This is a genomic window from Fructilactobacillus sp. X2R1C1, assembly GCF_059901435.1.
In genome coordinates, this window is record NZ_JBWXUV010000002.1 from 298,462 (window position 1) to 319,299 (window position 20,838).

21 protein-coding genes and 1 other annotated feature are annotated in these 20,838 nt (G+C 36.8%); of the genes, 1 reads left to right on the top strand and 20 read right to left on the bottom strand.

All coding sequences use genetic code 11. The features are described from left to right. Positions 1-5: 5 nt before the first annotated feature. From yqeH to AC6UDG_RS04555, 17 genes are all read right to left on the bottom strand, one after another. Positions 6-1,124, bottom strand: coding sequence for a ribosome biogenesis GTPase YqeH (yqeH, locus tag AC6UDG_RS04475; protein WP_500706590.1), 1,119 nt, complete (start codon positions 1,122-1,124; stop codon positions 6-8). Next, positions 1,124-1,669, bottom strand: coding sequence for a YqeG family HAD IIIA-type phosphatase (locus tag AC6UDG_RS04480; protein WP_500695754.1), 546 nt, complete (start codon positions 1,667-1,669; stop codon positions 1,124-1,126). Before AC6UDG_RS04480 ends, yqeH begins: the two co-directional genes overlap by 1 nt. A 103-nt stretch (positions 1,670-1,772) precedes the next feature. After that, positions 1,773-2,129 carry a 50S ribosomal protein L20 gene (gene rplT, locus AC6UDG_RS04485; protein WP_010021582.1) on the bottom strand — a complete coding sequence of 119 codons (357 nt, stop codon included), beginning with the start codon at positions 2,127-2,129 and terminating at the stop codon, positions 1,773-1,775. Between the two features lie 34 nt (positions 2,130-2,163). Next, positions 2,164-2,358: a 50S ribosomal protein L35 gene (gene rpmI, locus AC6UDG_RS04490; protein WP_010021583.1), complete on the bottom strand. Its 195-nt coding sequence runs from the start codon at positions 2,356-2,358 to the stop codon at positions 2,164-2,166. Positions 2,359-2,399: 41 nt separating this feature from the next. After that, positions 2,400-2,906, bottom strand: a complete 507-nt coding sequence (gene infC, locus AC6UDG_RS04495) for a translation initiation factor IF-3 (protein WP_500693664.1) — start codon at positions 2,904-2,906, stop codon at positions 2,400-2,402. A 38-nt stretch (positions 2,907-2,944) separates the two neighbouring features. Then, positions 2,945-3,069 (bottom strand) — a sequence feature (ribosomal protein L20 leader region). Positions 3,070-3,086: 17 nt separating this feature from the next. Further along, positions 3,087-5,060 carry a threonine--tRNA ligase gene (gene thrS, locus AC6UDG_RS04500; RefSeq protein ID WP_500706658.1) on the bottom strand — a complete coding sequence of 658 codons (1,974 nt, stop codon included), beginning with the start codon at positions 5,058-5,060 and terminating at the stop codon, positions 3,087-3,089. Positions 5,061-5,321: 261 nt separating this feature from the next. Continuing rightward, positions 5,322-6,248 carry a primosomal protein DnaI gene (gene dnaI / locus AC6UDG_RS04505; protein ID WP_500706592.1) on the bottom strand — a complete coding sequence of 309 codons (927 nt, stop codon included), beginning with the start codon at positions 6,246-6,248 and terminating at the stop codon, positions 5,322-5,324. A gap of 2 nt (positions 6,249-6,250) precedes the next feature. Beyond that, positions 6,251-7,594: a DnaD domain protein gene (locus tag AC6UDG_RS04510; RefSeq protein WP_500695716.1), complete on the bottom strand. Its 1,344-nt coding sequence runs from the start codon at positions 7,592-7,594 to the stop codon at positions 6,251-6,253. Then, positions 7,591-8,082, bottom strand: a complete 492-nt coding sequence (gene nrdR / locus AC6UDG_RS04515; protein ID WP_500693661.1) for a transcriptional regulator NrdR — start codon at positions 8,080-8,082, stop codon at positions 7,591-7,593. Before nrdR ends, AC6UDG_RS04510 begins: the two co-directional genes overlap by 4 nt. A 17-nt stretch (positions 8,083-8,099) precedes the next feature. Continuing rightward, positions 8,100-8,693 carry a dephospho-CoA kinase gene (gene coaE, locus AC6UDG_RS04520; RefSeq protein ID WP_500706594.1) on the bottom strand — a complete coding sequence of 198 codons (594 nt, stop codon included), beginning with the start codon at positions 8,691-8,693 and terminating at the stop codon, positions 8,100-8,102. Next, positions 8,686-9,528, bottom strand: a complete 843-nt coding sequence (gene mutM, locus AC6UDG_RS04525; protein WP_500706596.1) for a DNA-formamidopyrimidine glycosylase — start codon at positions 9,526-9,528, stop codon at positions 8,686-8,688. Before mutM ends, coaE begins: the two co-directional genes overlap by 8 nt. 12 nt (positions 9,529-9,540) lie before the next feature. Continuing rightward, positions 9,541-12,204: a DNA polymerase I gene (gene polA / locus AC6UDG_RS04530; RefSeq protein ID WP_500706598.1), complete on the bottom strand. Its 2,664-nt coding sequence runs from the start codon at positions 12,202-12,204 to the stop codon at positions 9,541-9,543. 93 nt (positions 12,205-12,297) lie between these two features. Beyond that, positions 12,298-12,999 carry a Bax inhibitor-1/YccA family protein gene (locus tag AC6UDG_RS04535; RefSeq protein WP_500693657.1) on the bottom strand — a complete coding sequence of 234 codons (702 nt, stop codon included), beginning with the start codon at positions 12,997-12,999 and terminating at the stop codon, positions 12,298-12,300. A 12-nt stretch (positions 13,000-13,011) separates the two neighbouring features. After that, on the bottom strand, positions 13,012-14,343 hold the full coding sequence (murC, locus tag AC6UDG_RS04540; protein ID WP_500693956.1) for a UDP-N-acetylmuramate--L-alanine ligase: 1,332 nt from the start codon (positions 14,341-14,343) through the stop codon (positions 13,012-13,014). Between the two features lie 77 nt (positions 14,344-14,420). After that, complete coding sequence (locus tag AC6UDG_RS04545) at positions 14,421-16,739, bottom strand: DNA translocase FtsK (RefSeq protein ID WP_500706600.1); 2,319 nt, start codon at positions 16,737-16,739, stop codon at positions 14,421-14,423. Positions 16,740-16,783: 44 nt separating this feature from the next. Then, positions 16,784-17,422, bottom strand: a complete 639-nt coding sequence (gene ytpR / locus AC6UDG_RS04550; protein WP_500693655.1) for a YtpR family tRNA-binding protein — start codon at positions 17,420-17,422, stop codon at positions 16,784-16,786. 19 nt (positions 17,423-17,441) lie between these two features. Further along, positions 17,442-17,765, bottom strand: coding sequence for a thioredoxin family protein (locus tag AC6UDG_RS04555; protein ID WP_500699529.1), 324 nt, complete (start codon positions 17,763-17,765; stop codon positions 17,442-17,444). A gap of 82 nt (positions 17,766-17,847) precedes the next feature. On the opposite strand from AC6UDG_RS04555, the gene AC6UDG_RS04560 reads away from it, so the two are divergent. Then, a complete protein-coding gene (locus AC6UDG_RS04560; protein ID WP_500693653.1) occupies positions 17,848-18,180 on the top strand; it encodes a hypothetical protein in 333 nt (110 codons plus the stop codon). Here AC6UDG_RS04560 and trmB read toward each other — a convergent pair. Genes trmB through AC6UDG_RS04575 form a run of 3 tightly spaced genes read right to left on the bottom strand, consistent with a single transcriptional unit; the run spans position 18,177 to position 20,772 of the window. Then, on the bottom strand, positions 18,177-18,818 hold the full coding sequence (gene trmB / locus AC6UDG_RS04565; RefSeq protein ID WP_500699530.1) for a tRNA (guanosine(46)-N7)-methyltransferase TrmB: 642 nt from the start codon (positions 18,816-18,818) through the stop codon (positions 18,177-18,179). The genes AC6UDG_RS04560 and trmB overlap by 4 nt on opposite strands. Before the next feature lie 9 nt (positions 18,819-18,827). Further along, a complete protein-coding gene (locus AC6UDG_RS04570) occupies positions 18,828-20,042 on the bottom strand; it encodes an ABC transporter permease (protein ID WP_500706602.1) in 1,215 nt (404 codons plus the stop codon). After that, on the bottom strand, positions 20,035-20,772 hold the full coding sequence (locus AC6UDG_RS04575) for an ABC transporter ATP-binding protein (RefSeq protein ID WP_500706604.1): 738 nt from the start codon (positions 20,770-20,772) through the stop codon (positions 20,035-20,037). Before AC6UDG_RS04575 ends, AC6UDG_RS04570 begins: the two co-directional genes overlap by 8 nt. Positions 20,773-20,838 lie beyond the last annotated feature (66 nt).

Here is a 20,838-nt window from a genome sequence, read left to right on the forward strand (position 1 = left end):
TACTCCTAAAACATTGCTTTTCTAACTAACACTGACACACCCTTAGGAGCATATCCAGCAACCGTGGAGCCTTTCGGGACGGTAATCCATCCCAGTCCTTCAATCACTAAATCACTTCTGTCAGTAATTTTAAATTCATGTCGTTTTAACCCAACGACGTTGTCCTTACCAGTTGGTGGGGTCAATAATTCACCGGCATGCTTCTCAAAAAATTCATCAGCATTTGTTAATTTGGTTCGATGAATCATCAGATTATTGTCAGCATAAACGGTAAAGCCATGACGTTCCCCCGAGATAAAATCAAACCGGCCAATCGCACCTAAGAATAACGTCTGCCCTGGATCCAACTGATAAGTCCTGGGTTTAATCCGTTTTTGCGGTGAAACATACTTCAAGTCTTTAGAACTTAAATAGTGAGCCATCTGATCTTCATGAACGACACCAGGTGTATCGATCAATTCTTTTCCATCTTCCAACGGTATTTTGATCAAATCGAGGGTAGTACCAGGAAACTTAGAGGTCGTAATAACCTGCTTCTCACCAGTGCTTTGTTGGATAATTTGATTAATTAAGGTAGATTTGCCAACGTTAGTTACTCCAACCACATAGACATCTCGCCCCTTCTGATTTTTTGAAATGACTTTTAACAGATCGTCGACTGATTGATTCGTCTTGGCAGATACTAATTCAATATCAATGGGTCTAATTCCATTCTTATTTGCCATTTGACGTAACCAATCTTTAACTTTGTTCTGGTTGAACGACGATGGCAACAAGTCTGATTTGTTACCAACTAAAATAATCGGATTGTTACCAACAAAGCGCTGAATCCCAGGAATCATACTTCCATCTACATCAAATACATCCACGACGTATACTACTAACGAATCAGTGTCGCTAATTTCACTCAATAACTTTACAAACTCATCATTTGAGATGCTAATTGGTTCAATTTGATTATAATGACGAAGCTTAAAACAACGCTGACAGTATAATTTTCCAGAATCAATTCCCTTCTTGATTGCTGATTTAGGCGTGTAACCAGCCTGTTTCGGATCGGTATCTTGAATTTGTGCCCCACACCCAATGCAATATAAGGGCTCATTATTTTCATCATTATCCATTAATCAATATCATCCTTCCACTTTAAATCACTGTACTTTCGCATCAATTGTGCATATACAAACGTTTCAAAGAAACGATTAATCCGTGTGTTCCACGCATCTGAAGTAACCAATGGCTTTACCAAAATACTTCTAATTCGAGTATTGTTAGCGGCCCATATATCCGTTAAAATTTGATCTCCCACCATTACCACTTGGCTTCGTTTTAAACGATACGTTTTAAGAGCCCTTAAAATCCCAAAAGTAAGTGGTTTTAAAGCCCGGGCAATAAATGGTAACTCAAGACTAGTAAGAGCTTTCTCTAGTCTTTCCCGATTATTATTTGAAACCACAATCACCCTGATTCCATGATCTCGAACTCTTTTGAGCCAATCGCGGAGTTCTACGGTTCCCTCAGGATTATTCCACGGAATTAGGGTATTATCTAAATCGGTCAGAATTACATTAATCCCGTAACTTTCAAGTTTTTCTGGGGAAATTTGATAAATATTGTTAACCATCCAAGTCGGTTTGAATAATGATAGCATATAGACCTCTCTGTAAATAAGAATTGATGTTTCTATTTTAAATCATTTATGTATAGATTGGGAGCATCCCAATCCGATAAAAAAACTTCCACCAAACAAGAGCGGTGAAAGTTTTTTAGGCTTATTTTAATGCTGCTTTGGCTTTTTCCGCTAATGCAGAAAAGGCATCAGCATCGTTAACTGCTAAGTCAGCTAACATTTTTCTGTTCATATCGATGTTAGCAAGTTTCAAACCATGCATGAATTTACTGTAACTTAATCCATTATTTCTAGTGGCGGCGTTAATTCTTGCAATCCAAATCTTTCTGAAATTACCCTTATTGGCACGACGGTCACGAAAGGCATATTCCTGTGACTTCATTACTTGATCTTTAGCAGTTTTGAATAAACGATGCTTAGCACCGCGGTATCCCTTAGCTAATTTAAGAACACGCTTACGACGATTACGTGTGGTAGTTCCACCTTTTACTCGTGGCATATTAAAATCCCCCTATACAAACTATATTATTCGCTTATTTTTGTAGTAATTCTTTGTAAGTCTTCAAGTTTGACTTAGCCATCATACGTGTTCCACGTAAATGTCTACGTTGCTTCTTAGTTTTACCGTGAAAACGGTGACTAGTGTAGGCATGACCACTCTTTAAACCACCATTAGCAGTTTTTCTAAAACGCTTTGCGGCAGCACGATTTGATTTCAATTTTGGCATATTATATTCCTCCTCATCGATTCATAACCCAATTAAATGAGTTATTTCTTTTCATTCTTACTTGGTGCAAGCATTAAGAACATACTTCGGCCATCCATCTTTGCTCGTTGAGTTACATCGGCAACGTCAGAAGTAGCTTCCGCCATTTTATTTAAGACATCTCTTCCAATACTTTTATGGGTAATGGCACGTCCCTTAAATCTAATAGAAACTCGAACACGTTCACCCTTTGTCAAAAACTTCTTGGCATTTTTAAGTTTGGTGTTGAAGTCATTACTATCAATCGTAGGACTTAACCTAATTTCTTTAACACTAACAGTTTTTTGACGCTTTCGAGCTTCACGCTCTTTCTTTTGGCGATCAAACCGATATTTCCCGTAATCAATAATCTTGGCTACAGGTGGTTTTGCTTTGGGAGCAACAACAACTAAATCCAAATTAGCTTCTTCAGCAATTGACAAAGCTTCTTTAGTAGATTTGATTCCTAATTGATCTCCATTAGCACCGATTAATCTCAACTCGCGAGCATGGATACCCTCGTTAACCATCTTATCTCTTGCTATGGTAATTCACCTCCAGGTAATTTTAAGCAGAAAAATAGCGGATGCTACAGAGCACCCGCTACACCTAAAAACATTAGGACTTTCATTCGTAGATTGCCCAGCGATCAAAATCACTCAGGCGAGAAGCGGGAAGCTTCTGCTTTTGACTACATAATAGTACCAATTTTATTTAATTTTGTCAACTGACTTAGAATCTTCATCATCATTACGTGAGTAAGTAGCAATATCATGAAGAACTTCTGAAATAAAGTCATCAATTGACATATCGCGACTGTCATCTTCACCATACTTACGAACAGAAACGGTATTATTCTTAATTTCATCATCACCAACAACTAACGTATATGGAATCTTCTTGGTTTGTGCGTCACGAATCAAGTATCCCATCTTTTCACCACGCTCGTCGACATTGGAACGTAAGTTTAACGCACGAAACTTTTCGTTTAATTTACGTGCGTAATCTCCGTGTTTTTCATCACTAACCGGGATGATTTGAATTTGATCGGGTGCAAGCCATGTCGGAAAAGCACCCTTATACATTTCAATTAAGTAAGCGGTAAATCGTTCCATGGTAGAAACAATTCCTCTATGAATCATAACCGGACGGTGTTCCTTACCATCTTCACCAACATAATGAAGATCAAATCGTTCCGGTAACATAAAGTCAAGTTGAATGGTAGATAACGTCTCTTCATTTCCTAGAGCCGTCTTAGTTTGAACATCAAGCTTTGGACCGTAAAATGCAGCTTCACCCTCAGCTTCAACGTAATCAAGGCCCAAGTCATCCATAGCGCCCTTTAACATCGTTTGCGCTTTGTTCCACATTTCATCATCGTCAAAGTACTTTTCGGTATTCTTGGGATCACGATAACTTAATCTGAACGTATAGTTATTAATGTCAAAATCATGATAAACTTCCATCATCAAATTCAAGATTTTTTTGAATTCTTCTTGAATTTGATCGGGTGCAACAAACGTATGACCATCATTTAAAGTCATTTCACGAACTCGTTGAAGACCACTAAGTGCACCAGACTTTTCGTATCGATGCATCATTCCTAGTTCAGCAATTCGTAGAGGAAGCTCTTTATAAGAACGAATATGATGATTGTAAATCTGAATATGAGATGGACAGTTCATTGGACGTAATTCCAACATTTCGTCATCATCCATCTTCATTGGTGGAAACATGTCGTCTCGATAGTGATCCCAGTGACCAGATTGCTTATACAAATCCAAATTAGCTAATACTGGGGTATAAACATGTTGGTAACCATGAGCAATCTCTTTATCAGTGATATAACGCTCAATTGTACGACGAATCGTTGCACCTTTTGGCATCCAGTAAGGAAGACCAGCCCCAACCTTTGGATCGACAAAGAATAAGTCGAGGTTATTCCCAATAACACGATGGTCACGCTCTTTAGCCTCTTTACGCTTCTTCAAATCTTCATCTAGGTCATCAGCTTTAAAGAAAGCCGTGCCATAAATTCTTTGAAGCATTGGATTGGATGACTTACCTTCCCAATAAGCACCAGCAACAGACAAGAGCTTAAAGTGTTTTAGATCTTTCAAACTTGGAGCTACTACCCCTTGAGCTAGCGTTTTAACACCATCGATACTGTAAAAAAGAATATTATCAGAATCAATGTTGGCAATTAGTTGTGCTTGATAAGGATCACCATCAACTTCTTTTAAAGCGTCATCTTTACTTAGATAAACCCTTTCGACCGTAGCGTTATTTTTGATGATCTTTTTCATTTTATCAGCTAATTCATCAAGTTCATCTGAACTAACTTGACGATCTTCTTTGTCAGTATCAACAAAAAAACCATCTTCATCCGCGGCAATTTCACCAATGCGAATATCATGATACTTTTCTTTGACCGCCGTTTCCAGTAACTGAGCAGCACCCTGTCGTAGGATTTTAAGACTCTCATCAGAACCGGAAGTAATGATGTCAATCTTGCCACCATCTTTTAGTGGTTGCATCAAATCAACAACTTTTCCATCAATCTTAGCCGCAACTGCCTTTTTGGCTAGACTAACTGAAATTGACTTGGCAATATCTGCCGCAGTAACCCCCGAATCAAATTCTTTCTTGTTACCATCTGGAAACTCAAATGATAATTTAGCCATTTTACTCATTCCTTTCATAAAAAAAGTCCCTAGTAAATCAATACTAGGGACGCCATTAGCGCGGTTCCACCCAAATTCGTCCATTTATTTGGACATCTCGTTTAAAACCTATTTATTAATGTCATTTAATAAAGGTGGTAAGTAAGTTACTCCAAACAGATAGTTTCCAGAAAACCTATCCTCTCTGTGAAATTCGTAATCACTCATGTCCTTAACAATTAACAGTCTAAACAACGACCTGTTACATGTCAAGAATAATCATTATTTATTCCTGCGATTCCTACCATCAAGTTCAATGGGCTTTGCTAAAAATTTAATTCGTTCCATCAATCGCTTAGCTTTAAGTGGTTCCACATCTCCCTGAGCATTAACCTTTAAATGCTCTTGTTCCAATTGATCCATAGAAAAGTTAGAACTAAAAAAGGTGGGAAGCTCATTTTGCATTCGATACTCTAAAATAACCCCAAGAATGTCGTCTCTGATCCAAGATGACATTGAGTCTGCTCCAATATCGTCAATCATCAAAACTGGAGCAGTTTTAATTTCATCCAGCTTACCGCCAACTTGATTGTTTCCAATTGCATTTTTAATTTCAACGGCAAAACTTGGAAAATGAATCAAAACCGAACTATAACCGTCAGAGGCCAAACGATTGGCAATTGCTCCAAGTAAATAAGTTTTACCTACGCCAAAGGGACCGTATAGGTACAACCCCTTCTGAAAATGCTGAGGATTATTTTCATATGAACCAATAAAATCAAGTGCTCCTTCCAAAGCTTGAGCTCGTTCAGCTGTCTGTTCATAATCACTTAAATTTGCCGATTTAATTTCTTTGGGCATTGAAATGGACTTAATGCGTGACGCAAATTGTTCTCGCTTCTGCTTGTTTAACAACGCTTGCGTAGGTTCGTACGAAACGTCAATCAAATGGTCACTTAAAACCAAGGTTGGTTGGTATCCCTTAGCAAAGTTAGCGCTTCCCTCTTCCAACTTTTTCTTTTCATTGACAAATTCATACAGTTTTGATGCCGACCGTTTCACAACATCATCACTTAACTCACTCTCATTGTCACTTAAAAATTGTTTAACGTCTGGATCAGAATAAACCGAATTCATTAACTGTTGGTAATTATGATTCAAATTTTTCTTTTTCATCAATTGGCTCATCTCATCACTAACATTCTTCATGATTACTCATCCCCAGACTTTTTATTTAATGAATTTAATTTCTCAGCAATTCGTTTTCGCTGAGTAGTCGAAATTTTTTCATTACCCCGACTTTTATTTTCCTTAGCCCAGTCAGGCAATGTTTCTTTGACATTTGTACGTCTTCGGTATCTTCTTTGTCGATTGTTTTTACTTTCAGTAACCTGTTCCTGACGGTGCTTAATATCGTCAATCGCTTTCGATGCACTATTAATTTTTCTTTGCGCCCAATCATTTGCAATGGTATCAATTAAATTTTTATTGATGGTAGGTTTCCCCTCGTCAATCAAGATGTGATAAACAAGGATATTGATCACCCCGTTACTCAAAGTGTTGCGATTAATAAGTTCAGATAAAATCCTTTCTTCAGCAGAAGTGGTAAAACCACCCTTTTCACTCTTTAATGAATCAAGAAATTCTACTGGAGCGGACGAATCCGCAATTTGGGCCAATTGCTGTTCCTTGGCCGTTAGCTTACTTTGTAACTTGTCTGCCTCATGGACATGGTTTTGATTGGATTGATTTTCTGCTGGAGCCTTTATTTGATTTCGTCTAGAAATTAATATCTTAAACTTTTTAGGGTCAAAACGATTGTTAACCAAGTTACTGGCCTTCTCAATGTATTGTGCCATCTCAAGTTCACCAATTCCATATAATCGGTTGGTGTTACTAAAGAGTGTCTCATACTTTTTAACACTTTCATTTTCAACAAAGGACTTATCCAAAATATTCATCAATAGCTTAAAGTCAAACTGATCGTTTGAAAGCTTATCATCAAAGGAATCTTTTTTTACATTAGTCTTGTGTCGAACTGCCTTGATTACACTTGGTTGGTCATTTACTTTCTCATTATTAACTGAAAATACTTGCAGGAAATTACGAGTTTGATCATCTAACCCACTAAAATCAAAATGTTCTGGTAAGAGTTCATCTGAAAGTTGTAAATAGCGATCTTCACCAACCATTTCAAGTAATAACAGACTCAAAAGACTATCACTAAAGAATTGGTCAGGATTAAGTGGCAGTAAAAGTTGATACTCATACAAGTCGATTTCAAAAGAATGATCAACATACGTCTTAAGCAAACCGGATCCTTCAAGTTTCATAAGTGAATCATCTAGTTCTTTGGCATCAATGCTAAGATCAGACATTAATTCAAAATTAACGTGCTTCTCATCATCAATTAACCATAAACAATTGTATAAGGCATATGCATTTTTACCAATGACGGGCATGTACAACAAATCGACATAATGACGTTCAACATCACTAATGGGCTGTGATCGATAAACTTTAAAATCAGTTTTAGGATTAATTCCGTTGATCATTCTTTATTCTTATCCTCATTATTTTCGTCTTCATCATCCATTAATTCTTTGAGTTTATTATAAAAGACTGACATATCCTTAAATTGGCGGTAAACACTTGCAAACCGAATGTAAGCAATTTCGTCAACTTCTTTCAGTCCCTTCATAACACCCTCACCAATAGTTTGGCTAGCCACTTCATGGCTGCCATCATCAGCGTCATAAGCTATTTTTTCAACCTTATCAACAATATGGTTCATCTGTTCCATCGAAACTGGACGCTTTTCAGATGATCTGACAATTCCACGCAAAATCTTAGAACGATTGAATTCTTCTCGATCACCGTTCTTTTTTACAACTAACAAGGGGCTTGATTCAATCACTTCAAATGTCGTAAACCGAAATCCACATTCTTCACATTCCCGTCTTCGACGAATACTTTCACCATCTTTGACTCGACGACTTTCTAAAACCTTTGAACCGATATGATGACACCGTGGACATTGCATTTTTTCACCTTCACTAATTACATAACACTTACTAAATCATACCAATCTTTAACCGACGACTTCAATTGATCGAAAGTGCCAGAGTTATCAATACACCAATCAGACAGTCGTGCTTTTATTGGTTGTGCCCATTGAGCACCAATCATTTTACTAGCTCGACTTATTGAAATATCATTTCTTCTAACTAACCGTTGCAGTTGAACAATTGGATCACACGTAACCATCAGATTAGCATCAGTTAAAATCTGAAATCCATTTTCAAAAAGGGTGGGAGCGTTTAAAATCACCAAACGTTGGTCTTGTAACTTGTTTAGTCGAGTATTAACTTCACGAAAAAGGTATGGGTTAACAATTTGGACTAACTTTTTCATACCATCACGATTTGAAAAAACAATCTTACCCAAAACACCTCGATCAATTTGCCCGTTACTTTTAATCACTAAACTGCCAAACTGCTCACTAATTTGATGAATTAACTCACGATTATCTTGTTCCAATTCATGTGTGATGGAATCTAGGTCTAATGTAGAAACCCCTAAAGTAACTAAATAATCACTTGCAGCCGATTTGCCGGTTGCAATTCCACCGGTTAATCCAATAACTTTACTCACTTAGATCACCATGAACTTTTTGACAATGAGGACAGAAACTAGTACCTCTTTGTGCAACCTTGATTTTTTCAATAGTAGTTCCACAACGCTCACACGGTTGTCCCTTTTTACCATAAACATGAAGATGATTTTGAAAGCTGCCCTCTTCACCAAAGGCATTTTTATAAGTAAACACCGTTGTTCCATGACCCTTGATAGCTAACTGAATTTCTTTAATGATGTTTTCCCTTAAAGTTTCAATTTCCTGATCACTTAAATAGTTAGTAGCCTGTTCCGGATGAATCTTAGATAACCACAAACTTTCATCAGCATAAATATTCCCAATCCCAGCAATGTTAGATTGATCTAATAAAAATGCCTTAATTTTTCGGTGAGACTTATGCAGTTGCTTCTTTAAATAATCAAACGTTAAATCCTTCTCAGTTGGCTCCGGTCCAATTTTATTCAATCCTGAGAAATCATAAACCTGAGAATCCTTAACTAAATTCATCTTTCCAAATTTTCTTGTGTCATTGTAACGAAGCTTTCGACCATCGCTTAAATGAAAAACAACGTAAGTATGTTTTTGATTCTCAGTACCCTCAGGTACCACATCATATTTACCTTCCATTCGTAAGTGAGAAACTAAAGTATAATCGTCACTTAGCCGGATTAAGAGGTATTTACCCCTCCGATCAATTTGTAAAATATCCTTACCAGCTAACAAATCTTCAAATTCTTTTACTGGTAAATTCAACATTTTTGGATACAAAGCATCCACGGAAACAATCTTTTTACCCTGTACAAGATTGGTTAACCCTCTTCTTATCGTTTCAACTTCAGGTAACTCAGGCATTCCTACACCCCATTATTTTTTTATATCATACCAATTTGGTCCGTAATGACTTTCAACTTTTAGCGGTACATCCAGATCAACCGCAGAATCCATAACACTTGGAACTAATTTTTCTAAAATTGGAATCTCTTCTTTTGGTGCTTCAAAGATTAGTTCATCATGAATTTGCAGTAACATCGTGGCCTTTAAACCGTGTTTCTTAAGTTCTTTTTGCATTCTGATCATTGCAACTTTAACAATATCGGCAGCACTCCCTTGAATGGGTGAGTTCATTGCTGTTCTTTCGGCAAACGAACGCTTCTGAAATTGCTTAGAATTAATATCCGGCAGGTAGCGACGACGTTTCATGATGGTTTCGGCATACCCATGATCTTCGGCGAACTTAACGCTATCTTGGGTGTATTTTTTGACCCCTGGATATTCCTTGAAATATTTATCAATAAATGCTTGAGCCCGTTTTCGTGATATGCCAGTATTTTTAGCAAGTCCATAAGCACTAATTCCATAGACAATCCCAAAATTGACAGCTTTTGCTTGTCTTCTCAACTCGGGAGTAACATCCTCGTTGCTTGGAAGTTCAAATATCCGTCGTGCGGTCGCTGCATGAATATCTTCCCCATTTTTAAAAGCTCCCTGCATGTTCTTATCTCCAGAAATGGCAGCTAAGACACGTAATTCAACTTGAGAATAATCCGATGAAAATAGTTGCCATCCCTTATGACGAGGAACAAACGCTTCACGAATTTTGCGACCTTCTTCAGTTCGAACTGGAATATTTTGAAGGTTTGGGTCAACCGAGGACAATCTTCCAGTTTGAGTTAAGGTCTGCAGATAACGGGTATGAACTTTATGATCACGAGAATAAATGTCTTTTTTGATTCCATCAATATAAGTTGAAATCAATTTTGACAGTTGCCTGTACGCCAGGACATTATCGACAATCGGATTCAGACCCGCAATTTTTTCTAACACATCAACCGACGTAGAGTACCCTGTTTTGGTTTTTTTCACAACTGGTAATTTCAACTTATCAAACAGGATTTCACCTAACTGCTTTGGTGACCCGATGTTGAATTCTTCTCCAGCCTCCTGATAAATCGACTGCTCAATTTCTGATAAATGCTCAGTAAATTTACTCTTCAATGCTTCGAGGGTATCTACGTCCACCGTAATTCCTTCAATCTCCATTGCACTTAGCACATAAGACAATGGAACTTCTATGTTACGGTACAAATCTAATTGATTGTGTTTCTTTAAATCATCAATCATTTTATCTTTTAAATCATTAATTGCCAATGCTTTCCTGACAATGTGAGCAAAAAAAGTCTCATCATTTTCTGGCAGCTGTTTTTTCTTTCCAGTTCCATAAACCTCACTATCCGGTTTAACCCCATAATATCCGTGCCGATTAGCCACTTTGGCCAAATCATTACTATTATCAAGGGTATTCAGTAAATATGAAGCTAATAACATGTCAAAATCAACGTTATTTAACTGAATATGTTCGCGATTGGCAGCCACAATTTGCGCTTTAGCATCGAAAACATTTTTTTTAATATCGTGATTTTCTAAAATGCCTTTTATTTTCGGATCATCTAAAAGATCAATATCCTTACTTACAAACCAATGATCCTTATCCCCAATAACAAAACCAACAAATGGAGCAGTATGGTAATTTTCATCCAACATTTCAATGTTAAAGACAACATCTTCTGACAAGTGATCTAACTCGGCTAAATTGTCTTTATTTAAAATCGTATATTTAACATCTGGAAGTTTCTCAGCCGACTGACTCTCTGATCCTTCCATTTCCTTTAAAAAGGATTTCATGTTCATTTTCTTATAAAAATCAACTAACTTATCATTATCGGGACCATCATACTTTAAATCTGATAATGAAATTGTGAGGGGAGCATTGCAGTCAATGGTGGCTAATTTTTTAGACAAAAATGCCTGGTCTTTATCCTTAATCAAATGCTCTTTCAATTTTTTACCAGAAACTTCATCGATATGATTATAAAGATTATCAATACTATCAAATTTTTGAATTAACTTGATCGCGGTCTTTGGACCAACTTTTTCAACACCCGGATAGTTATCCGAGTTGTCTCCCTGAAGACCCTTTACGTCAATAATCTGTCTAGGAGTAATTCCCATCGTCTCTTTTACAAAGTCTGGCGTGTATTTCTCAATTTCACTCACACCCTTCTTCGAAATCGCAACGGTAACTTTATCCGAACAAAGTTGGGTAAGATCACGGTCTCCCGTTATGATAGTAACTTGATAGCCGTCATCAGCCGCTTTCTTTGAAAGCGTCCCAATAATATCGTCAGCTTCATAGTTTTTTAATTCATAGGTTTTAATTCCCCGATCATGGAGCAAATCCATTACAAACGGGAATTGCTCACGTAATTCGTTGGGCATTTTTGCCCGTCCGGCTTTATAATCTTCGTACATTTTGGTTCTAAAGGTTGTTTTACCTGCATCAAAAGCGGCAAGAGCTGACGTTGGCTGAACATCCTTTAAAATGTCATCTAGCATTCGATTAAAACCATAGATCGCACTGGTGTGCAATCCGTCTTCATTGGTAAAACGTTCCAAGGAAGTAAATAACGCAAAGAATGCTTTATACGTTAAAGAATTTCCGTCAATTAATAATAATTTCTTGTCTGCCATAAAATTCTCCTTTAGAATTAATTACTATTATTTTAACACTTATAATCAGTTCAATTGCGAAAAAAAACATGGTCAATCGACCATGTTTTTTTATTAATCTCGATTATTTCCAAAAATACCAAAGACCTCAAGAAGAAATGTAAATAGGTTTAGAAAATCAAGATACAACTGAAGTGCACCAGAAATTGCAAGTCCGTTTACATTAATGTTACCAGAGTACTGCATGTACATTTTCTTTAAGTTTTGTGTATCAGTAGCACTCAACGCAGTAAAAATAATGATCCCAACGGCTGAAATAAATAACTCAATCCATGGATTTCTCAAGAATAAGTTAATTACCATCGCAATAATTAAAGCAATTAATGCTGCAAACAATTGCGTGCTTAACTTGGTTAAATCTCTGTGAGTAGTGAAACCAATCGCACTCATTACCAAGAAAATACTAGCACTGGATACTAGCGCTGCTCCAATGGTACCAAGATTAAAGGCAATGAAAATGTAACTAAGTGAAAGCCCTGTTAAAACCGAGAAAACCAATAATCCGATAAAGCTTAACGTCGGATTACTTTGTGCAAATCCCGAAATCACAAAGGAAATTATGAACCAAACGATTAAAATTACTAATCCTGAGGCTCCACTACTGATGTTTGGCATAAAAACACTACTTAAATACGCAGAAATAGCAGAAATTAAAACCGCAATTCCCATAATCCCATATACTTTGGTAAAAAACGCGTTGAGTCCAGCATTATCGCCAACTACCCGACGACCACTTTCTCCATCAAAATTATTCATTTTTATTCTCCTTTAATTAACCTTCTTACTTAAATGACTTAACAATTCCTCGTAGGCTCTTTCGTACTTTTGAATATCTCCAGCACCCATAAATATTACCACGGCATCGTGATATTGCAACAGTGGAGACATGTTTTCTTCCTCAATTAAGCCACCATCTTTGGTAATTTTATTAACCAAATCCTCGCTCTTAACGTGTCCCGACTTTTCTCTTGGAGAACTATAAATTTTAGTAACGTATACCTTATCTGCTTTGCTTAACGTTTTAGCAAAGTCATCAAGATAGGCAATCGTTCGACTAAAAGTATGGGGTTGAAAAACAGCAATGATCTCCTTATTGGGATATTCTTGTCTAGCGGCATCTAAAGTGGCCTTAATCTCAGAGGGATGATGTGCGTAATCATCAATAATTGTCATATCGCCAACTTTAACTTGAGAAAAACGACGCTTAACCCCCTTGAAAGTTTGAAGTTCACGTCTGATTTCGTCCAAATTAACGTCTTCAAAATATGCAACGGCAATTACCGCCAAAGAATTTAAGACATTGTGTTCTCCATACAAAGGAATACTGAATTCCCCTAGGTCCTTTCCGTCATATTTAACGTGAAAAGTCGATCCAGCAGTTGTTCGCTTAATATCCACCGCCTGAAAATCGTCATCATCACTAGTTCCATAGTAATAAATTGGAACTGAAGCTTTTAACTTCCGTAAATTCTGATCATCGCCCCAAGCAAAAATAGCCTTTTTAACCTGGTTTGCAAAGGTTTGAAAAGCGTCAAAAACGTCCTCAATTCCGGTATAGTAATCCGGATGATCAAAATCAATGTTAGTCATAATGGCATAATCCGGATAAGTTGCCAGAAAATGGCGGCGATACTCGTCGGCCTCATAGACAAAGAAACGCGCATCAGTGGTTCCTTTCCCAGATCCATCACCAATCAGATAATCAGTTGGTGCGATCCCGCCTAATACGTGAGAAAGTAGTCCAGTGGTACTGGTTTTTCCGTGAGCACCACATACTCCGATGCTCGTGTATCCCTCAATTAATTCTTCCAAGAAATCAGGATAACTATAAATTTTTAGTCCTAACTCTTCGGCTCTTTCAATCTCCGGATGCGTATCAGGGAAAGAATTCCCTTTAATAATCGTCATTCCCTTTTTAATATTATCAGGATTGAATGGTTCAATCTTAATTCCAGCATTTTCTAATCCTTGCTGAGTAAAGGTGTATTTTTCAATGTCAGAACCCATGACCTTACAACCGCGATCATGGAGAATAAGTGCCATCGCACTCATCCCAGTACCCTTAATTCCTACAAAAAAATAAGTAGTGTCTTTATTTATGTTAGTCATTTAGTTGGAATTCCCCTTTTTATTGTCTGGTTTAATAATACCAATTAAAGTAATGAAAATCTAAAAATTTAAATATTCAATTTAGCAAGTTCATTTTTCGTCAAATAAACATCTCGCGGTTTAGATCCATGCTCACCTGAAATAAAATTATTTTGCTCCAAATCATCAATAATACTTGCAGCACGATTGTATCCAATGGAAAACACTCGTTGCAATTTTGAAGTTGAAATTCCATCTTCGTCTGCAATATAACTCAAAACTGATTTCCACAAGTCATCATGTTGTTGAGCTTGTTCTGCACTTTTAAGCAATGATTTGGGCTGAAACTCGTACTTTGGTGTTTCCTGACTTCGAACTTGATCACAAACTCGCTCAACTTCTTGGTTGGTAACAAAAGCACTCTGAAGTCGCACTGGTTGACTGGCACCACTACCCAGATAAAGCATATCTCCCTTACCAAGTAGTCGTTCAGCTCCGCTTTGATCAATGATTGTTCTTGAATCAATCTGGCTTGAAACCATAAAGGCAATTCGTGTTGGAATATTATTCTTAATGGTCCCAGTTACAATATCAACGCTCGGTCTTTGAGTGGCAACAATCAAGTGAATCCCAGCTGCCCGAGCCTTTTGTGTAATCCTAACAATATAATCTTGGACTTCAGTTGATGCAACCATCATCAAATCAGCAAGTTCATCAATGACAACTAGGATTTGTGGCAACTTATCCGCATCACGACCATTTTTATGTGCTTCTTGATTATACTGAGTTAAATTTCTGACCCCAGCAACAGCTAGCCGCTCATAACGGTTGTCCATTTCCTCAGTGACCCATTTTAAAGCAGCAGAAGCCTCTTTCGGATCTGAAACAACCGGAGTTAATAAATGTGGAATCCCATTATATGGCGCTAATTCAACCGCCTTAGGATCAATTAAAATCATCCTTAAATCACGGGGTGAATTGCGATACAACAATGAAACAAGCAAACTATTTATGAACACACTCTTTCCAGATCCCGTTGCACCAGCAATCAAAGCATGTGGCATTTTTTGAATATCGGCAGTCTTAGAAGCGCCACCAATACTCATCCCTAATGCTACTTCTAACGGTGAATGACTAGATTCAAATTCATTTGAATCTAGAATCTCTGAAAGCATCACTGGTCTAGGCTTTGGATTAGGAATCTCGATTCCAACCGTCGACTTACCAGGAATTGGAGCCTCGATTCTAATATCTTTGGCTGCTAGGGCCATCTTTAAATCATCAGTTAGGTTAGTGATTTTGCTTACTTTAACACCAAGTTCCAACTTAACTTGAAACTGAGTAACGGTCGGTCCATCGGTCCAATCAACTACGTGACCATGAACCCCAAACGCCCTTAATGTATCATCAAGTGTTTGAACTTGCTTTTCAATCCATTCATTCAAACCATCATCAGAAGTCGAAATTGGTGGATTAAGTAGGTCACGACGAGGAAATTGATAATTAGTCTGATCCTCCTGATTGCTTGAAGTATCTGACAAATGCCTATGATTCGTTGTGGTTTCACTTTTTGAATCAGTAAGTTCGTTAGCAGGTTGAAGAAGTGCTTTTTCCTCATCTTGACGCTTATCAGTACTATCAATTGGAGAAAACGTCTTCTCGTTATCGCTTCTTTCATCAGGTTCTTTTAACTTATCTTGTGGATCCGATTCACTTAAAGTGGGATTACTTGATACCGTACCTGATGCGTTTTGATCATCATTATCTCTTCTATCATCACTAAACAAAGCTAGATTAGCCGCTAAGCCACTCTCCTCTTTAAAGATATCTGCGAGCGAGTGGCCTAATTCACGTTTACTGGCTGAAGATTCTTTATCATCTTCAAAGTTATCCACAGGCTTAGAGTTATCCACAATGTTTTCATTCTTATTTACATTTTCTTTAACAATTGGTTGAACGTCATTTTCCCATAAATCTAGATCATCAGCTGGAACGGCAGTTGGATCTTTAGGATTTAGATAAAGAACAAAATCATCATCATTCTTCTCCAATTCAACGGCTGCATCTTGATATGGTTTTCCGACTGACTGATGAACGGAATAGAAATTACTATTTTGGTTACGGGAACGCGGAGTAAATTCTTTTGTTCTTTCCACTAAGGAATTTCGGGACTCAACATAGTGCTTTTTATCATCTTTAAATCGCAATTGAAATCCGCTCTGATACTTTGGTTGATAACGAGACTGATAGGCTGATTGTTTAACATTAGAATCGTCACTACGGATAATTTCTTGATTTGATTTTTTTGTTGTTCTATGAAAATCATTGATTTTTTTATCGCTACTCTTAAAGGGAACTTTCCCATTAAAGTATTTACGATAAAATGCCGGTCCATCATAATGTTCCAATTTAATCACCCTTAAAGAATTATGTATAAAAAAACGAATAGAAACTATTCGTCAAAAAGATTTTTTGCTTTATCAAAATCAAATGGTTGCCCAACTTCATAAGAATCGGGTAAAACTAAAGCTCCTGGTTTATCGGGTGCATTAGGAATGTCTAATTCTCTTCCAGAACAAATCATTCCATCACTTTTTACCCCACGAAGCTCTCCTGGCCAAATAATTTGTCCATTTGGCATCATGGCTCCAACTTCCGCTACGACAACTTTGATTCCCGGTCTCATATTGGGAGACCCACTAACAAGTTGCAGCATTTCCCCATTCTGGACTTTTGTTTGAGTTATGTGAAGATGATCAGACTTCGGATGATCTTCCATTTTTTCAACGTAGCCAACCACAAACTTTGGTTCGGTACTAGTAGGTAAGAAAGTTTTAAACCCAGCCTCTTTCAACGCATCATTTAAAACTTCAACATCGTTACTTGAAAGATCAACTTTTCCATTCTCTGATTTTAAGTTCCCTAAAATCTCACTGGCATTGAAAAAATTATAGCCAACTACGTGTCCCTTCTTATCTTTAATCTGAACAATATCATTTGATTTTGATATTTTCTGTGGTTCCGATCCTTCTCCAAGAATGACAACCAAAACATCACCCATTTGGCTTGGATTATAACTTGCGATCATCAAATTTAGCTCACCTCCGAATTTATTGTGGAAGAGATTTAATAAAATCTTCTACTTGTTCCTTGGTTTTTCGATCTTTATTAACCAAACGACCAGTCTCAATCCCATTATCAAAGGCAACGAAGCTTGGAATTCCAAAAATGTTCATTTCCTTAGCTAAATCGATATTTTCATCTCGATCAACTGCAATAAAGTCATAGTTTGGAAAATCTTTTACAATTTCTGGCATAACAGGCTTGATAAACGCACAATCTGGACACCATGTGGCAGAGAAAAATAGGATGTACTTTCCATGCTTAATTTTTTGCTTTAATTCGTTAAGATTCATTACTGGTAATTGTTCCATCGTATCCCTCCTAAACATTAATATTATAACCCACTCGTATTAAAAATGTTATATAATAAATTCAACAAATTCAATCGAAGGGATGCTTTTTATTATCATAAAACACAAACTAGCTTTTATTACTGGATCCGTAATTGCGGGAGTTTCGCTGTATTCACTTATTAAATTCAAGCAAGAACGCGACCAAGATCGGGTTAGACGTCACTTGTCCGATACATTAAGCAAAAAGTTTGATAATAGTGAGTTGTATGGTTACTGGATCGACTTTAACCAAAACGAAGATGGCCAGTTCCTTGGCGGAATCAACATTTTAGACGATGATAACCATGACATTAAATCATATGGATTTACATTCGATTTGACCACAAATAACCTCGATAACGTTCAACTTTTAAACACAAAGTCGATTAGTTAATCAACAAATTGGGCTACAATCTTATAGATTGGACCCTTTTCTTTAAATTTCTCTTCATATTCAGTTTCTACATTATCTTTAGCAGCATCGCTAGCATGCAAGTCAAGATTAACGGATTCAAACTTCATCCCAAAATTATTCAAACTAACCAACGAATACTCAAATAATCCACGATTATCAGTTTTAAACTCCAGTTTAGCTTGGTCAGGTAACACGTCTTGATAACTCTTAAGAAAACGCGGCGAGGTAAGTCGCCGTTTTGTATGTCGTTTCTTTGGCCAGGGATCAGAAAAGTTTAGAAAAATTTTTGAAACCTCACCCTTTTTAAAAATGGTGTTCACAAGACCGCCATCAGTATGAATCAATTGAACGTTATCTAAACGACTATTTACGACTTTTTTTAGTGCCATTGCAATTACTGACTTTTGAATTTCAATCCCAATAAAATTAATATTGGGATTTTTTTCTGCCATTTCAGTAATAAATTTTCCTTTACCACAACCAATTTCGACATAAATTGGGGCGTCTCTAGAAAAACGTGTTTCCCACTTTCCCATGTATTTTTCTGGATCATCAACAATTAATTCAGGATGATCTAAAATAAATTGATTTGCCCAGGGCTTATTTCTAACTCTCATCATTTAACCTCAGTTTCTAATTTGTTTAACTTTTTTATTTAAATAGGGAATCGTTAAGACATATCCCTCAACAATCCAAATTACCACCGTTATTAAGATTACAGGAACCGACATCCGGGCGATTAACATTGCAATCAGGAGGATAAAGCATTCAAACAAAAGTAAAATTTGAACGATCTGTCGAAAATCCGTCAGCTGGATCTTCTGACTAACCGGATAAATATGGGTAAACACATTACTTTCAAAATGCTCATAAAATGGGATTAACTGAAATCCGACTAAATAAACAAAAATAATTGTCATTAACGAAACAATAATTTGATTAGGAATAATCAATACCAAAATAACGGCAATAATTATTAAGCGAAAGTAAAGAGACCCTGGTCCACTGTCTCTTAATAATGATCGAAGATACAAATTCGAATAGACGTGACCTTGATCTTTTTTTAACAACTTAAAAATTGGATCCAAGTATTTTCTGCGGTGAATCCGACCTGAAAGTTCAGGGACTTCGGTGAATAAACTATAAAAATGATAAATCAGATTCATACGAGAATCTTCATGTTCAATTGCATAATTCCAGTTTAAGATCTTATTTTTGGTTAGAATAGCGACATACATTAACAATGCAGCCACAACTAATGCTAATAGTGCAGCTATAAAAACATTAAAGTACAATGCTAATACCAGAATAATAAGGGGGATAACCCACTCAGTTACACCGGCTAATACTACATGTCGATTTAACTGAAAATAGAGTTTGATTACTTGATATGACATCCAACCGGTTTTCAAAAGCAAAATTACGATTAACAACCCGATTAACTCTGAAATTGTCCATCCAATCGAAACACTTAAAAATGGCATTAGTACAAACCACGTTACTAAATCAATCAGCAATGCCATAAACAAACTATAGAGAAATGCTCCCTTAAAGTAACCAGCAAATTGGTATTCCTTAGGGGCCATAAAAACCTTATCAGCGGACTTGATTAAAGTTGCCAATCCACCAAGTTGAAGCACCACTAGTAAAATCAAAATCGCAATCGGGCGCTCCCACCATAAATTGCCTGATAATTGCTTTAAAAATCCAGAGTAAGCGTAGCCAAGGCCACCCACAAAGAACATAATCGCAATCACAAAAAAATCGTTAAAAACATATTTAAGGTATTTAGTCATTTCGATTAAATGATTGCTTAACCTTTTTTGGAAAATCCTATTCATTTTTATCATCCCTTGCTAAAGACAGATAAATATCTGAAAGTGACTTCCCATCATTGGGATACTCTTTTCTAATCTGTTCCATCGTTCCTTCCGTTTGAATCTCACCTTTGTTAATTAACACAAAACGATCACAATACTTTTCTGCGGTATCAAGAACATGAGTCGACATTAAAATACTGGCACCCTTACTCTTCTTTTCTTCAATCAACTGCAAAAGATCATCGACCGCGAGCGGATCGAGACCTAAAAATGGTTCATCAATTACATAAAGCGACGCATTAGTAATGAACGCACAAACAATCATCACTTTCTGACGCATTCCCTTTGAAAAGTTGGCAGGAAACCAATCAAGTCGTTTATCCAACCGAAAAGTCTTAAGTAACTGATTAGCTTTCTCCCACGCTACTTGTTTATCCAAATTATAAGCCATGATAGTAGTATCAATGTGTTCTTTTAAAGTTAATTCTTTGTATAATACTGGCATTTCCGGAATATATGCAATTTGTTGTTTGTATTTTTCAATGTTTTGACCAATCTGCAAACCATTGACTTTAACGGTTCCAGTAAATGGCTTCATGAGTCCAATAATATGATTAATGGTAGTTGACTTCCCAGCACCATTTAAACCAATTAAAGAAACTAATTCGCCATCATTAACATCAAAAGTCTCATTTTTTAAGACTGGCATACCAGAGTAGCCACCAGTCAAGTCTTCTACTTGCAAACTCATATTTACCCTTCATTTCTTTTCATTATTGTAATCAGTATACCATAATTGCTTGCTATCACTTATTAT

What these genes read in the sequence shown, in the direction of transcription:
- trmB (WP_500699530.1), bottom strand. Translation starts at nt 18,818, where the DNA reads ATGAGAGTTAGAAATAAGCCCTGGGCAAATCAATTTATTTTAGATCAT.
- AC6UDG_RS04560 (WP_500693653.1), top strand. Translation starts at nt 17,848, where the DNA reads ATGCTTTTTATTATCATAAAACACAAACTAGCTTTTATTACTGGATCC.
- AC6UDG_RS04575 (WP_500706604.1), bottom strand. Translation starts at nt 20,772, where the DNA reads ATGAGTTTGCAAGTAGAAGACTTGACTGGTGGCTACTCTGGTATGCCA.
- AC6UDG_RS04555 (WP_500699529.1), bottom strand. Translation starts at nt 17,765, where the DNA reads ATGGAACAATTACCAGTAATGAATCTTAACGAATTAAAGCAAAAAATT.
- AC6UDG_RS04510 (WP_500695716.1), bottom strand. Translation starts at nt 7,594, where the DNA reads ATGATCAACGGAATTAATCCTAAAACTGATTTTAAAGTTTATCGATCA.
- mutM (WP_500706596.1), bottom strand. Translation starts at nt 9,528, where the DNA reads ATGCCTGAGTTACCTGAAGTTGAAACGATAAGAAGAGGGTTAACCAAT.
- dnaI (WP_500706592.1), bottom strand. Translation starts at nt 6,248, where the DNA reads ATGAAGAATGTTAGTGATGAGATGAGCCAATTGATGAAAAAGAAAAAT.
- polA (WP_500706598.1), bottom strand. Translation starts at nt 12,204, where the DNA reads ATGGCAGACAAGAAATTATTATTAATTGACGGAAATTCTTTAACGTAT.
- rpmI (WP_010021583.1), bottom strand. Translation starts at nt 2,358, where the DNA reads ATGCCAAAATTGAAATCAAATCGTGCTGCCGCAAAGCGTTTTAGAAAA.
- infC (WP_500693664.1), bottom strand. Translation starts at nt 2,906, where the DNA reads ATGGTTAACGAGGGTATCCATGCTCGCGAGTTGAGATTAATCGGTGCT.
- rplT (WP_010021582.1), bottom strand. Translation starts at nt 2,129, where the DNA reads ATGCCACGAGTAAAAGGTGGAACTACCACACGTAATCGTCGTAAGCGT.
- nrdR (WP_500693661.1), bottom strand. Translation starts at nt 8,082, where the DNA reads ATGCAATGTCCACGGTGTCATCATATCGGTTCAAAGGTTTTAGAAAGT.
- thrS (WP_500706658.1), bottom strand. Translation starts at nt 5,060, where the DNA reads ATGGCTAAATTATCATTTGAGTTTCCAGATGGTAACAAGAAAGAATTT.
- AC6UDG_RS04535 (WP_500693657.1), bottom strand. Translation starts at nt 12,999, where the DNA reads ATGAATAATTTTGATGGAGAAAGTGGTCGTCGGGTAGTTGGCGATAAT.
- yqeH (WP_500706590.1), bottom strand. Translation starts at nt 1,124, where the DNA reads ATGGATAATGATGAAAATAATGAGCCCTTATATTGCATTGGGTGTGGG.
- AC6UDG_RS04570 (WP_500706602.1), bottom strand. Translation starts at nt 20,042, where the DNA reads ATGAATAGGATTTTCCAAAAAAGGTTAAGCAATCATTTAATCGAAATG.